Source organism: Acinetobacter sp. GFQ9D191M (genome assembly GCF_011174875.1).
Lineage (GTDB): Bacteria > Pseudomonadota > Gammaproteobacteria > Pseudomonadales > Moraxellaceae > Acinetobacter.
Genome location: NZ_JAALGV010000001.1, coordinates 1 through 13,931, shown reverse-complemented (window position 1 = coordinate 13,931; position 13,931 = coordinate 1). Strand labels below are relative to the sequence as shown.

At 43.8% G+C, this 13,931-nt stretch carries 17 protein-coding genes and 1 pseudogene; 10 read left to right on the top strand and 8 right to left on the bottom strand.

The window, feature by feature from the left end:
* The first annotated feature begins 7 nt into the window (after positions 1 to 7).
* Positions 8 to 1,735, top strand: coding sequence for an ABC transporter ATP-binding protein (locus tag G5T77_RS00090; RefSeq protein WP_166136677.1), 1,728 nt, complete (start codon positions 8 to 10; stop codon positions 1,733 to 1,735).
* Between the two features lie 46 nt (positions 1,736 to 1,781).
* Here G5T77_RS00090 and G5T77_RS00085 read toward each other — a convergent pair whose 3' ends face one another.
* The 4 genes from G5T77_RS00085 to G5T77_RS00070 form a co-directional block, all read right to left on the bottom strand.
* Positions 1,782 to 2,282, bottom strand: coding sequence for a hypothetical protein (locus G5T77_RS00085; RefSeq protein ID WP_166136674.1), 501 nt, complete (start codon positions 2,280 to 2,282; stop codon positions 1,782 to 1,784).
* A gap of 79 nt (positions 2,283 to 2,361) precedes the next feature.
* Positions 2,362 to 3,405: a 23S rRNA pseudouridine(2605) synthase RluB gene (rluB, locus tag G5T77_RS00080; protein ID WP_004783318.1), complete on the bottom strand. Its 1,044-nt coding sequence runs from the start codon at positions 3,403 to 3,405 to the stop codon at positions 2,362 to 2,364.
* A gap of 42 nt (positions 3,406 to 3,447) precedes the next feature.
* The gene (scpB, locus tag G5T77_RS00075) at positions 3,448 to 4,038 is read right to left on the bottom strand and encodes an SMC-Scp complex subunit ScpB (protein ID WP_004783317.1); all 591 of its coding nucleotides are present in this window, start codon (positions 4,036 to 4,038) and stop codon (positions 3,448 to 3,450) included.
* Entirely contained in the window at positions 4,035 to 4,829 is a 795-nt protein-coding gene (locus G5T77_RS00070) for a segregation/condensation protein A (protein ID WP_200229820.1), read from the bottom strand. The genes scpB and G5T77_RS00070 overlap by 4 nt, the downstream gene beginning before the upstream one ends.
* Before the next feature lie 448 nt (positions 4,830 to 5,277).
* Here G5T77_RS00070 and G5T77_RS00065 point away from each other — a divergent pair, with 448 nt between their 5' ends.
* Positions 5,278 to 5,841, top strand: coding sequence for a hypothetical protein (locus G5T77_RS00065; RefSeq protein WP_159123539.1), 564 nt, complete (start codon positions 5,278 to 5,280; stop codon positions 5,839 to 5,841).
* A gap of 26 nt (positions 5,842 to 5,867) precedes the next feature.
* Here the strand turns inward: G5T77_RS00065 and G5T77_RS00060 are convergent, their stop codons facing one another.
* From G5T77_RS00060 to G5T77_RS00050, 3 genes are all read right to left on the bottom strand, one after another.
* Entirely contained in the window at positions 5,868 to 6,140 is a 273-nt protein-coding gene (locus G5T77_RS00060) for a hypothetical protein (RefSeq protein WP_159123540.1), read from the bottom strand.
* Positions 6,141 to 6,178: 38 nt separating this feature from the next.
* Positions 6,179 to 6,796: an L-threonylcarbamoyladenylate synthase gene (locus G5T77_RS00055; RefSeq protein WP_004783309.1), complete on the bottom strand. Its 618-nt coding sequence runs from the start codon at positions 6,794 to 6,796 to the stop codon at positions 6,179 to 6,181.
* An 84-nt stretch (positions 6,797 to 6,880) separates the two neighbouring features.
* Complete coding sequence (locus tag G5T77_RS00050) at positions 6,881 to 7,543, bottom strand: elongation factor P hydroxylase (RefSeq protein WP_159123541.1); 663 nt, start codon at positions 7,541 to 7,543, stop codon at positions 6,881 to 6,883.
* A gap of 99 nt (positions 7,544 to 7,642) precedes the next feature.
* Here G5T77_RS00050 and G5T77_RS00045 point away from each other — a divergent pair, with 99 nt between their 5' ends.
* The 6 genes from G5T77_RS00045 to lysM all read left to right on the top strand — a co-directional run bounded on the left by G5T77_RS00045 (position 7,643) and on the right by lysM (position 11,438).
* On the top strand, positions 7,643 to 8,200 hold the full coding sequence (locus tag G5T77_RS00045) for a YceD family protein (RefSeq protein WP_004783305.1): 558 nt from the start codon (positions 7,643 to 7,645) through the stop codon (positions 8,198 to 8,200).
* Between the two features lie 77 nt (positions 8,201 to 8,277).
* Positions 8,278 to 8,460, top strand: coding sequence for a 50S ribosomal protein L32 (gene rpmF / locus G5T77_RS00040; protein WP_004783304.1), 183 nt, complete (start codon positions 8,278 to 8,280; stop codon positions 8,458 to 8,460).
* A gap of 245 nt (positions 8,461 to 8,705) precedes the next feature.
* Entirely contained in the window at positions 8,706 to 9,692 is a 987-nt protein-coding gene (fabD, locus tag G5T77_RS00035; protein ID WP_034701605.1) for an ACP S-malonyltransferase, read from the top strand.
* Positions 9,689 to 10,423 carry a 3-oxoacyl-ACP reductase FabG gene (gene fabG / locus G5T77_RS00030; RefSeq protein ID WP_159123542.1) on the top strand — a complete coding sequence of 245 codons (735 nt, stop codon included), beginning with the start codon at positions 9,689 to 9,691 and terminating at the stop codon, positions 10,421 to 10,423. The genes fabD and fabG overlap by 4 nt, the downstream gene beginning before the upstream one ends.
* Before the next feature lie 86 nt (positions 10,424 to 10,509).
* Positions 10,510 to 10,746: an acyl carrier protein gene (acpP, locus tag G5T77_RS00025; RefSeq protein WP_004783299.1), complete on the top strand. Its 237-nt coding sequence runs from the start codon at positions 10,510 to 10,512 to the stop codon at positions 10,744 to 10,746.
* A gap of 182 nt (positions 10,747 to 10,928) precedes the next feature.
* Positions 10,929 to 11,438, top strand: coding sequence for a peptidoglycan-binding protein LysM (lysM, locus tag G5T77_RS00020; RefSeq protein WP_004783297.1), 510 nt, complete (start codon positions 10,929 to 10,931; stop codon positions 11,436 to 11,438).
* A gap of 124 nt (positions 11,439 to 11,562) precedes the next feature.
* On the opposite strand, the gene G5T77_RS00015 is transcribed toward lysM, so the two are convergent.
* Entirely contained in the window at positions 11,563 to 12,030 is a 468-nt protein-coding gene (locus G5T77_RS00015) for an Lrp/AsnC ligand binding domain-containing protein (RefSeq protein WP_004783295.1), read from the bottom strand.
* 140 nt (positions 12,031 to 12,170) lie between these two features.
* On the opposite strand from G5T77_RS00015, the gene G5T77_RS00010 reads away from it, so the two are divergent.
* Both G5T77_RS00010 and G5T77_RS00005 read left to right on the top strand, forming a co-directional pair.
* Positions 12,171 to 13,430 (top strand): D-amino acid dehydrogenase, encoded by a 1,260-nt coding sequence (locus G5T77_RS00010; protein WP_166136671.1) that lies wholly within the window; start codon positions 12,171 to 12,173, stop codon positions 13,428 to 13,430.
* A 35-nt stretch (positions 13,431 to 13,465) separates the two neighbouring features.
* Positions 13,466 to 13,918: pseudogene (locus tag G5T77_RS00005) on the top strand (alanine racemase); the annotation flags it as partial.
* Positions 13,919 to 13,931 lie beyond the last annotated feature (13 nt).

The window sequence follows — 13,931 nt, the reverse complement described above, 5'->3', positions numbered from 1 at the left end:
CGCAGCGATGTCTGAAATGAATCCAAGCACAGCACCCGCGTTACTTCGCGTAGATAACTTACGTGTCAGTTTTAAAGGTGAAAATAAACAATATGTGGAAACGGTCAAAGGAATTTCATTTGAAATTCCGGCCAATACCACAGTGGCGTTAGTCGGTGAATCCGGAAGTGGTAAATCTGTGACTTCATTAGCAGTGATGGGACTTTTGGCGCCAGAAAATTCTAAGGTCGCTGAAGACAGTCAGATCCTGTTTGAAGGTCGGGACTTATTGAAACTTAAGTCGAGTGAAATGCGTCAGATCTGTGGCAAAGAAATTGCCATGATCTTCCAAGAACCGATGTCCTCATTAAATCCGGTGTTTACCGTAGGCATGCAGATCTCGGAAATTCTACGCCTGCATTTGGGCATGAATAAAAAGCAGGCCCGTCAAAGAACACTGGAACTTTTGCAGGAAGTCGGTATTCCTTCACCGGAAACCAAGATTGATGCTTATCCAAGCCAGTTGTCTGGTGGACAGCAGCAACGGGTGATGATTGCCATGGCTATTGCCTGTGAACCGAAACTCTTGATTGCTGATGAACCAACGACGGCATTAGATGTGACTATCCAGAAACAGATTCTGGACCTGCTTGAATCCTTGCGTCAGCGCCGTCAAATGTCGATGTTATTCATCAGTCATGACCTGGCGGTAGTTGGTGAAATTGCGGATCAGGTCATTGTAATGCGTTATGGCGAGATTCGTGAGCAAGGTTTGGTGACAGAGGTCCTGAACAATCCTCAGGATATTTATACCCAAGCCTTGTTGCATTGCCGTCCACAGCTGTCGCACCGTCCTTTGCGTTTGCCGGTGATTAGCGACTTTATGAAACAGGATAGTCTGGCGCATGACCTGCATGCGAACGCTCCGCTACAACAGGAACGTTCCCGTGGTTTAAAAGGTAATGAAGAGATCATTCTCGATGTACGTGATCTGAAAAAATCCTTCTATAGCCGTAAAGGCCTATTTGGCAAAGATGAATTTCAGGCCGTGAAAGGGGTGTCTTTTCAGCTGGCTAAAGGTAAAACCTTAGGACTGGTTGGTGAATCAGGCTCTGGCAAAACTACAATCGGTTTGCTATTGATGCGTTTACAGCAGGCCACAGGCGGCAAGGCGTTGTTTCAGGGTAAAGATATCTTGTCGATGACTGAAAAAGAGTTTACGGCCTATCAGCGTAAAATCCAGATCATTTTCCAGAACCCTTATGCTTCTTTGAATCCGCGTTTTACCGTGGGACAAATCCTGATGGAGCCGATGCAGATTCATCATATTGGCAAGGATGATGCAGAACGTAAACAGATGGCACTTGATTTATTAGAAAGGGTCAGCTTACCGGCTCAGGCCTTCTATCGCTATCCACATGAGTTTTCAGGTGGCCAGCGTCAGCGGATTGCAATTGCACGCTGTCTGACCTTAAAGCCTGAGATTTTGATCTGTGATGAATCAGTGTCCGCACTGGATGTATCCGTACAGGCGCAGGTACTGAACTTATTGCAGGATTTACAGGATGAATTTGGTCTGAGTTACATCTTTATTTCGCATGATTTGTCAGTGGTGAAATATATTTCTGATCAGATCATGGTGCTAAATCATGGTGATCTGGTGGAAATTGCCAACTCAGATGATCTGTATCAGTCTCCGCAACACGACTATACCAAGCGTCTGTTAAGTGCGATTCCTCAGGGTATTCCGCAGTAACTTGCTAAAGTACGAAATAAAAAATGTCCACATTGCTGGGCATTTTTTATGACGGGAATTCACTTTCAGGAAATCGCTGAGCCAACTGCTCGTATATTAATTTTTGGTCTAGCATATTAAATTGACTGAGATTAAGATCATAGTTTTGTGCCGCTGTATGTAAGCGGAGCAATACCATTTGATGCTGGTCATTGGGAGGAATTGCAATATATTCAAGCTGCTGAACTTCACTCAATTTACATACCTTGCGGTAAGGATGCTCAAAGAGAAACCAGTAGATACTATGCTCAGAAATGACCAGTGCCCGGTATGTTTTTATAAGATGGATGACAAGAACCAATAAGAGGGAGGAACCGATTAGGATACAGGTCCATAGATCCAGCACTTGCAAAGGATGCGTACTAAAATCACGAATAAAATGAAAATCACTAAAAGGGATAGGGCTGCGCTCTGGATCAGCTCTTTGCCAGATGTTGTAATGAACCAGCATAAAATGGATCAGCATCAATATATAGAAGCCGTAAAGCCGGTTAGTCTTAGTAGACATAGGTTTATAATATTGGTTTGTCATTATTATTGTTCTTGCAAAAAAAGAGCCACCGAAGTGACTCTATCTTATTCAAAGCCTAGAACTTTTTAAAGCCTTTATTCGCACCATATAAACCGCGTGGTGCATTACCTTCACGGTTTTCGCGGCGGCCAAACTGGTTGTCTTCACGGTTGTCACGACGTGCAAACTGGGTGCCATTCTGGTTTTCACGACGACCAAAGCCTTGATCATCGCGACGTTCACGGTTGTTGTATTGCGGCTGCTGCTCATCGGTATCACGGCGTTGCTGACGCAGGTAACCACCACGGCGCGCTGCCATTGGTTTTTCCTGCATACGCTCATTACGACGTTTCGCCATGCCGAATAAGCCGGTACCTTGACGCGGTTTCAGCTCAACTGATTTGGTCAGGTTATCGATATCCTGTTTATCCAGTTCAATCCAGCGACCTGTACGAAGTTCACGTGGCAGAATCACGGTACCGTAACGGGTACGTAATAAACGGCTGACTTTCAGGCCTTGTGATTCAAAGATACGACGAACCTCACGGTTACGACCTTCTTTCACGACAACTTGATACCAACGGTTGATCCCGTCACCACCCAGTTCAGAGAATGATTCAAACTTCGCAGGACCATCATCTAGCACCACGCCTTTCAGCATGTTGTTTTTCAGTTGTGGAGTCACTTCACCCATGACACGAACCGCATATTCACGTTCGATTTCATTTGATGGGTGCATTAAACGATTCGCCAGTTCACCGTCATTTGTGAACAGTAACAGACCGGTCGAGTTAATATCCAGACGGCCGACCATTACCCAGCGATCGCCTTGAATTGATGGCAGGTTGTCAAATACTGTTGGACGCTGTTCAGGATCATTACGTGAACAGATTTCGCCTTCTGGCTTATAGTAAATCAGGACACGACGACGGATTTCGTCTTCGATCTGGAACTGCACTTTACGACCATCGATGCGAAGCTCATCACCCGGTTCGATTCGTTCACCCACTTGGGCAATCTGCCCATTCACACTCACACGACCTGCGGCAATGACTTCTTCCATATAACGGCGAGAACCCAAACCAACACGTGCAAGCACCTTTTGCAACTTTTCACTCATGACAGCATAACCTTAGAAATAATTATTCAACAGTTCACCTATTTATGACTTCGGTGCATTCGCATCGAGCGCCATAAAAGCTTCCTTGGCATCCTGCAGGGGAGGCAATTGGCCTAAAGAATTTAAGCCAAACGCATTTAAAAATTGTGGCGTTGTCACTAACAACGCAGGTCTTCCAGGGAGTTCACGAAAGCCGGATTCTTTAATCCAGTTCCAGTCAAACAGCGTACGCAAAATCTGACTGTTATTCGTGACACCACGAATTTGTTCAATATCAGCTCGGGTCACTGGCTGATGATAAGCAATCACCGCAAGCATCTCCAGTAATGAAGGTGACAGGCGTGTCGGTCGCTCGGGCCAGGTCTGTGCAATAATATTACGATATTTAACACGCACTTGAAAACGGTAACCTTGCACAGTTTCAACCAGTTCAATAGAACGGCCATGCATCAGCATGGAAAGCTGTTGTAAATACTGGCGCAGCTCCTGCTTGCTATAGCGATCCTGAAATGCTTCTTTCAGTCGAGCTAAGGAAACTGGGGAGTCACTGGCAAAAATAATGGCTTCCAGCTGCATCAGAATTTCATGCAGATTATCTTCCGCAGACAAGGAGATATTATGGTCTGTGTTCATGCGTGTGCTCCTTGAATTGCGAGCGGTGCCTCAACACCTGAGGCAATAATTTGAATTTTTTGCTGGCGGGTGAGTTCCAACACGGCCATAAAGGTCACGACTACACCCATGCGTCCCTGACTTGGCTTGAGTAATTTATCAAAAGATAAGACTTCACCAGATTCCAGACGGCTTTCAATATAGGCAATCCGTTCTTCCAGTAAAACAGGCTCCTGTTGCACCTGATGAATGACCGGTTCAGGACGGTTAAAGACGCAAAGCAAGGCATCACGCAGCAGATCAGCACTATGGCTTTCATTGGGTTGGATAAACTCGCCTAAGTGAACATTGGTCTCAAAGGTATCACGTTCCAGAATCGTCATCTGACCCAGACGTTCTGCAGCCTGCTTGATCCGTAAATAATTTTCCAGGCGCTCAATCAGGTCTTGTTTTGGATCCTGTTCAACCGCAGCCACGCTTTTCGGTTTAGGTAACAATAAACGAGATTTGAGATCGGCCAGTAAAGCAGCCATCACCATATAATCCGCGGTTAGTTCAATATTCAGGGATTTCATCGCATCCATATAGGACAGATATTGGGAGGCAATGGGCGCGATATCAACCTGTAACAGGTCAAAACCATTTTTCTGGATCAGGTAGATTAAAAAGTCGAGGGGGCCTTCAAAATGTTCTAACAGAATTTCAAACGCTGCTGGAGGAATATACAGATCCTCTGGAATCGTATTTTGCCATTCATCCAGAACCCGGATGTTTGGAGCAGATTCCATAGCGTTATGGGGCATTTGAGTCATTACAATTATAAGCCACGCGAATTTTCAAAGGCATGAAATGGCTTATTCCCCGAGCTGTTGTCAGGAGAAAAAGCACATAATTTAGTAGTTGGCATTGTACTGGAAAATTGTCGTTAAATAAAATAGATATGCATTCAAATGCAAAAAAACCATATTTATTTTAGGAGAAATTTTATTTTTTTAATTGGGTAAAACGCACAAGTCTGATATTAAACAGCATATTAGCTAAAATTAAATACAATATGGTCTGGGTGGCTTAAGAAACTGTAACTTCATATAGAAAATTTTTACAAGATTCTCAGCACCTATTAAATAATGACTGAGTTAAAGCTCATCAGGAAATATGTGATAAAAATAAGAAAAAACAGTTATCTATCGCCTAAAAATAAACTAATATAGCCAAAAAAATATTGATAAATAACAATCATAGATCAGGTTAATTATAAAAATGCCAATCATACTTGTGTTAATCGGCGTCATCGGCTTAGGGGTATTCTGGGGCTATCCTCAATATCAGCTCATGCAGCTTGAAAATGAAATGCGTACCAATCTGAAGTCTGGCGGCTTTTCAAGCTTTGTCGAGCAGGCCAAACCAGTGATGCAGGCCATGAAACTAGATTTTAGCGTACTGGACCAGTATCCTCATATTCGTTTCTATATGCGTAATACGCTTTATACGGGCAAAGATTTACCCGACGGTGTTACTGCAATGGTCAAAACCATGAGCTGTAATTCTATTGATTCTTTTAGGACTATGGAATCCACAGCCCGGACTGCGTTATTGAATGTGCTTGAAGAGGATCAAATCACTTTTCATGTTTCAGTCAAAAACAGGTTTGGTGCTGAACTTGCAACTCATCAGCAAAAACTGTCGGAATGTCCAAACTTCTTGCAGTTAAAACATTATAAAGAAGGTGATCCGTTCCCCCCAATGCCAAGTTTGAATAATCAGGTTCCTTCGGTTGCACCAGCGGTCAGTACATCTACTCAGGAGCGTGCAGCGAGCTATTAAATCCTGGCATGCGTGATAAGGTTATTTTAATTCTGATCTCGCAATACATATTCGATGATACGTTGGCAGGTAGCTGCCAGACAAACATTGCTTGTTGAATAAACTTGTAGAAGTTTTCTTGCCATCGCGATCTCAAGAAAGTATGAGTATTCAATATTATTGATATTCAGATTTAATTCTGGCTTGGAATTTTTATCGATAGATATTGCCTTGGATTCCAGTGTCCAAGGCAATTCAGCATAGATCAGATGATCGGCAGGAAATTCATTCAGGTTCAGGAGGATATAAAACAAATCCATTTTATTTTCTTCTGAGACTTCATTAGAAGCAGCTTTATTTATTCAAAAGCACTGACATCACCAACACCACGACGAATCACTTCAGGCTGATCTCCTGATAAATCCACAATAGAAGTCGTACTTAATGTGCCTAGTCCACTGTCGATAAAAACATCAATACGCTTACCAAGCTGCATTTCAATGTCATAAGGATCATCTAAAGGATCCGTCTGGTCTGGCAGGATGAGCGTTGAAGTGAGCAGCGGTTCGCCCAGCTCTTGAAGCAGCATCTGACACACAGGATTGGTAGGGATACGCAAACCAATGGTTTTTTTCTTTGGATGCATTAAACGTTTAGGCACTTCGCTGGTTGCCGGAAGAATAAACGTGGTCACAGCAGGTGTATTATTTTTCAGCAAACGATAGACGGCATTGTCGACTTTGGCATAAGTCGCAAGATCGGATAAGTCACAGCAGATAATGGCATATTGGTGCTTAGGTCCTAGACCACGAATCTGTGCGATTCGCTCCATCGCATGTTTATTCCCGATCTGGCAGCCAATCGCATAGGCTGCATCGGTCGGATAAACCACAACATCACCGGCACGAATACGTTCTACTGCCTGACTGATCAGACGAGCTTGCGGATTATCCGGGTGTACACGTAAATGCAGCATAAATATTCCTCCCAACCTGCCCTAAACTTATTATGAAATGCCTTTGTATAAAGTAACAATGACAAACAGGTAGATTTGTGTAATTTAATCAAGCATTTCACGTTGAAATTCATCAGATTGTAAACTTTTGCCCGCACGGGTGCAGACACAGATACAATCAATGAAGCGTTTGGCATCACGCGGCAGTTTGGCTTCGCCACTAAAATAACGTTGCACCTGGGCATAGACATTATCTTTAAAGCTGGAGCCATCACCACCATCGCCGGTTAAATTATCCAGAGACACACGGAACTTACGACCAAATGCTTTGGAAAACATCCATTCAATCGCTTGTGGTTTGATTTCGACCTGCTCAAATAATGCCTGCTGTTCCTTGGTGCGACCATCTGGCGCATACCAATAACCCAGATCTGGCAGCAGACGGCGCTTGTCACCGGCAATCGTCCAGTGACTGATTTCATGCAGGGCACTATTAAAGAAGCCATGCGCAAACTGGATCCGGGCAGGGGCATCATCTGTAGCCGGGAAATACTCTGGTTCAAACTCACCACGGACTAAAGTGACATTTAGGTGGGAAAACCAGTGATTAAAGTGTAAGATGAGCCAATCAACCTGTTCCGCTTCTGAGGATAAATTCGCCCATGGTAAGCGTTGCACTTGCTGTAGTGAGCTGTCAGAATCGGAGGTTGAAAGTGTGCTAACGAGTGATGAAACATTCACTTCTGTTTGCGGCTGCAACAGATGCATGACTGAAATTACCCAATTGGTCTGTCTAAAAATAAGTACAAAATTGTATCTTAATCTTTGACAGAGTTCTGATGAATTTGTAGAATTGCCGCCTTAATTATGTCAGCAAATACCTTTCCGGCACAGATTGAGCCGTTTAAATGGGCTGAACAGGGCTTTAAATGGTCAGGTCAACTGCCTTTATCCCGCTTTGTTCGTATTGCTCGTGAAGCTGTTGGATCAATTGATGATCAATTGATTAACATAGACTGTAAGCTATCAATGGATGCCTATCATCGCATTGCATGGTTGGATGGTCATGTTGAAACGAAAGTTCCAATGGAATGCCAGCGTTGTCTGGAGACCGTTGAAATCGAACTCGTTTCAGATTTTCATCTAGCTCTTGTGGATGATGAGTCACTGATAGAGCGCTTGGATGAGGATGCTGATTTCATCGTCTTAGGTGAAAGTGAAGCAACGACGAAAGGTTCATATGATGCACCTGCCACCGCTGACTTACTCGCACTGATAGAAGATGAATTGTTATTGTTGATGCCGCTGTCTCCTAAGCATGACGTTTGTGAGCATAAGCATCAACCTGCCGCAGAAGAAGTTGTTGAAGAAAAACGGGATAATCCGTTTGAAGTTTTGGCAGCTTTGAAGGGTAAACTTAACTAATTTTTGTGTTATACTCATGCGTATAAGACAATCGAATTTGTTCTGATCCATTTTTTCGATATTTGTAAGGAGCCATCATGGCCGTTCAGCAAAACCGTAAAAGTCGCTCTCGCCGTGACATGCGCCGTTCACATGACGCTTTAACTGAGAATGCATTAACTGTAGACCAAACTACTGGTGAAACTCATCGTCGTCACCACGTATCTAAAGATGGTATCTACCGTGGTCGTCAATTATTCGCTAAAGCATCTGCTGAATAATTGATGATGTATTAAGCGTTAAAGCTTAGTAGAAAAAATGGGAGCGTTAAGCTCCCTTTTTTTATGCCTGATTTTATGCACAGGTTTTGCGGTCATCATGTGAAGTCGCGGTTTTTGTTGTATTTGGCAATTACCCAAGCCAAAATTACGTGTTAAATTGCGCTCCACAATGGGTAAGGTGATCTGATCGGCCAATTTTAGGTCTAAGAAAAGATTCGCACCTCTTGAATGAAAGGATTTTATTTATGTCTGCTAAACAACTCGAACAAGCAGCTCAAGCAACTAAAACTGCATTTGTGTTCCCAGGTCAGGGTTCACAAAAAGTCGGCATGCTCGCTGAACTTGCAGAACAGTTTAGTGGTATCCGCGATACATTTGCTGAAGCATCTGAAGCGGTGGGTTTTGATCTGTGGCAGATTGCACAGACGGGTGAAGGTCTGGATCAAACCGAATTTACTCAACCGGTACTATTAACAGCATCCATTGCTTTATGGCGTGTATGGTTAGAGTTGGGTGGGGTAGCACCAAAATATATGGCGGGCCATTCACTCGGTGAATATAGCGCGTTAGTTGCAGCGGGTGCTTTAAGTCTGGGTGATGCAGTCAAGCTGGTGAACCTGCGTGGTAAGTTGATGCAAACTGCTGTACCTCAAGGCGTAGGTGCAATGGCAGCGATTCTGGGTCTGGATGATGCCAAAGTGATTGAGCTTTGTGCACAGGCGACAGCAGCGGGCGAAGGTTCAGTTGAAGCAGCCAACTATAATGCTCAGGGTCAAGTCGTAGTTGCCGGTAATAAAGAACGTGTAGAAGCCGTGATGGCACTGGCGAAAGAAAATGGCGGTAAAGCGATTGCACTGCCAGTTTCAGTTCCTTCACATTGTTCACTGATGAAACCTGCCGCTGAGCAGTTCGCAACAGCTTTGGAACAAACTGCCATTGAGATGCCACGCATACCTGTATTACAAAATGTAGGCGCAAAAGCAGCTGCGGACGTGAGTGAGCTTCGTCAGGCTTTGACTGAGCAGCTGTATGAGTCAGTACAATGGACTAAAACACTACAATTCCTTCAAGATGAAGGCGTTGAGTACATTGTAGAATGTGGCCCAGGTAATGTACTGGCCAATATGGCAAAACGTTTACCAAATATCGAAAAAGCACTTCCATTAGATACTCAATCTCGTCTGGAAGATGCGCTTAACACCGTATTGGTGGCAGAAGGGAAAATTGCATGACACAGGAACGTAAAGTTGCCTTGGTGACAGGTGCAAGCCGCGGCATTGGTGCTGCAATTGCACAACAATTAATTCAAGACGGTTATTTTGTCGTAGGTACTGCAACTTCTGAAGCGGGTGCAGAGAAACTTAACGTACAATTTGCTGAACATGGTGCCGGTAAAGTTTTAGATGTACGTGATGGTGCTGCGATTGATGCACTGGTCAGCGATATTGAGCAAAACTATGGTCCTGTGCTGGTACTGGTGAATAATGCCGGTATTACCAAAGACAATCTGTTATTGCGTATGTCGGAAGACGACTGGGATGATATTTTAAACATTCATCTGAAAGCCGTTTATCGTTTATCTAAACGTGTGCTGAAAGGTATGACTAAGGCACGTTTCGGCCGTATCATTAATATCAGTTCTGTGGTGGCGCATTTTGCTAATCCAGGTCAGGCAAACTACTCTGCAGCAAAAGCAGGTATTGAGGCATTTGGTCGCAGTCTGGCTAAAGAAATGGGTAGTCGTCAGATTACTGTCAATGCTGTTGCACCAGGCTTTATCGCGACTGAAATGACTGAACAGTTAAGTGAAGAAATTCGCAAGAAAATGAGTGATCAAGTGGCTTTAAACCGTTTAGGTGATCCACAAGATATCGCGAATGCCGTAAGTTTCCTGGCATCGGACAAAGCCAGTTACATTACAGGTACAGTCATTCACGTTAATGGTGGTTTATACATGAGCTAAACGGCACATGTATTAACTTTCCAAATTTTATAGATTCAATTAAACTAACGGCATTAAAAACGCCACAAGCAATGAGGAGAATTCCTGTGAGCGATATCGAACAACGCGTTAAACAAGCGGTTGCAGAACAACTTGGTATCAAAGTCGAAGAGATTAAAAACGAAGCATCTTTCATGGATGACTTAGGTGCTGACTCTCTAGACCTAGTTGAACTTGTTATGTCTTTCGAAAATGACTTCGACATCACTATTCCTGATGAAGATTCTAACGAAATCACAACTGTTCAATCTGCTATTGACTATGTTACTAAAAAACTTGGTTAATACTGATTTTCAGCTTTGCTGAACCTAAAGACCACCGCAAGGTGGTTTTTTTGTGCCTGTAGAATAGATATAGGGTGATTTTACAATCGATAACCTTTTGCTTACCAATGACTAACTTTGTATCTGCTGCTTTCCTTGTACAAATAAGAATGATCTGATGAATAACAAGAATGGAGTCCACTATGGGTCTTTTTGATTTTGTAAAAGGCATTGGTAAAAAGAACACTGCAGCTGCGGAGCCACAACAAACACCGGCAGCAACTCAACAGGCACCTGCCGCTGCACCTAAAGCAGCATCGGCTGAACCTTCTGCACAGGAAATAGCGAACAAATTATTAGGCCATGTTAAAAGCCTAGGACTGCCAATTACAGGATTGTCGATCAGCTATAACTCAACCTCAGATCTGGCAACCGTACGCGGACAGGTACAAAGTCAGGCGGATCGTGAAAAGATTATTTTAGCAGTAGGAAATGTTGATCATGTCGCTAAAGTGGATGACCAGCTGACTGTGGCGAATCCGGAACCTGAAAGCAAGTTCTATACGGTTAAATCAGGTGATACCTTATCTAAAATTTCCAAAGAATTTTATGGTGATGCCAACCAGTACAACAAGATTTTCGAGGCGAATCGCCCTTTATTGAAAAATGCGGATGATATTTTCCCGGGGCAAGTACTACGTATTCCTGCCTAGTCTTAGATAATTATCAATATAAATAATAAAATTTTATTTTAAACTTATCTGATTCAGATAAACGGTTCACAACAAAGCCCCTTATGGGGTTTTGTTGTGTCTACCACTTGAACTCGGGTCAGAATTAGATTCCTACATCCAGATATGAACTTTCCTTTACTTCTTCCATCACCACATAACTATGTGAGGAAGCAGAAGATGGGAGCTTTTTTAATAAATCCCCAAGCAGACGCCGGTAAGCACTCATTTCCTTTAGGCGGGCTTTCACCAGGTAATCAAAATCTCCCGAGATCAGATGACATTCCAGCACTTCAGGAATTTCGCTTAAGTCACGCGCGACCTGTTCAAATACATCACCGGATTTGGCAGAAAGTTTGATTTCCAGAAACACTAACAGGTTCTTTTCCAGCTTTTCCGGATTGAGCCGGGCATGGTAACCCATGATGATCCCATCCCGTTCCAGTCGCTTGACCCGCTCGGAACAAGGTGTGGTGGAGAGGTTGACTCGGGAGGCAAGTTCACTGATTGCAATGCGTCCATCGCGCTGCAGGATATCTAAAATCATGCGATCAATACGGTCTAATTTACGCATCTATTATTCCCTTAATTTTTAAAAATGACGCGAAAAATCTAGTGAATTTGCTGAATATATCAGTTTAAAACAGTGAAATTCACTATTGATCCAAAAATATACTGGTGAAATAAACTATAAACGTCATTGAGGGTAATGTCATGCGCGTAATTGTATTAGGTGGTGGTGTCATTGGTGTAACAAGTGCCTACTATCTTGCGCAGCAGGGAGCAGAAGTGACTGTCCTTGACCGTCAGGCAGGTCCAGCTGAAGAAACCAGTTTTGGTAATGCAGGCCAGATTTCTCCTGGTTATTCGACACCGTGGGCAGCACCTGGCATTCCATTTAAAGCAGTGAAATGGATGTTCCAGCATCATGCACCATTGGCGATTAATGTTGATGGTAGTCTGTGGCAGTTACAGTGGATGGCCCAGATGCTGAAAAACTGTAATGCCCAGCATTATGCAGTGAATAAAGAACGTATGGTGCGGGTCGCTGAATATAGCCGTGACTGTTTACGTAATCTACGTCGTGATATCGGCATCTCTTATGAAAGCCTTTCTAAAGGAACGTTGCAGATTTTTCGTAAGGAAGCACAGCTCGATGCAGTGCAACGTGATATCGAAGTGCTGAAAGAAACCGGCGTGGATTTTGAATTGCTGGATCGTGAACAGCTAGCCAAAGTTGAACCGGCACTGGCAGAAGCTAAAGATAAACTGGTAGGTGGTTTGCATCTGCCAAATGATGAAACTGGTGATTGCTACCTGTTCACCAATGCGCTGGCTAATTATGCCAAAGGCATGGGCGTACAGTTCAAGTTTAACCAGCATGTTGAAAAACTGCTGTTTGAAGGTGACCAGATTAAAGGTGTGCTGGTCAACGGTCAGGTATTGACCGCAGATAAATATGTGCTGGCTTTCGGTAGCTATTCCCGTGATTTCCTGAAGCCGTTACACCTGGATCTGCCGGTGTATCCGGTTAAAGGTTATTCATTGACCATTCCAATTGTGGATCAGACTCATGCACCGCAATCGACTGTGCTGGATGAAACTTACAAGATTGCATTGACTCGTTTTGATCAGCGCATCCGTGTCGGTGGTATGGCAGAGCTGACAGGCTTTAATTTGGGTCTGAATGAAGATCGTCGCGCAACCTTGGAAATGGTCACTCGTGACCTGTTCCCGGGCGGCGATATGGCGCAGGCCAGTTTCTGGACCGGCTTACGTCCAATGACCCCGGATAGTACGCCAATCATTGGACCAACACGCTTTAATAACCTGTTCCTAAATACTGGACACGGTACCCTAGGTTGGACCATGGCCTGTGGTTCAGGAAAGCTGATCAGTGATCTGGTACTGGGTCAAGCACCTGAGATTAGTACTGAAGGCTTGTCGCTGAATCGTTATCAGCAGGTTGCTTAAGCTTTTAAGGATTATCAGTTTCAGGGAAGAAATTTATGCCACGTCCAATACACGCGGTGATTCATCAACAGGCATTGCAACATAACCTGCAAGTTGCACGTTCCTGCGCACCTCAAAGCCAGGTCTTTGCAGTGGTTAAAGCTGATGCCTATGGGCACGGTATTGAGCGGGTCTATCCCGCATTCAAAAGTGCCGATGGTTTTGCCTTTCTGGATCTTACTGAAGGAAAGCGTTTGCGTGCCTTAGGCTGTGACAAACCCTTATTGTTACTGGAAGGCATTTTTGGCCTTGAAGATTTATTCGACTGCGCCAAGTACGGGATAAGTTTTGCAATTCATGCCCAGCATCAACTGGAATGGTTAAAAACCTTTGTCGACTTACAACCAGACGTACAGTTTGATGTCTTTTTAAAAATGAATAGCGGAATGAACCGACTGGGTTTTTTACCTGAGCAGTATCCTGTCGCTTTTCAGGAATTAAAAAGGCTCTAGACTAGCAAAA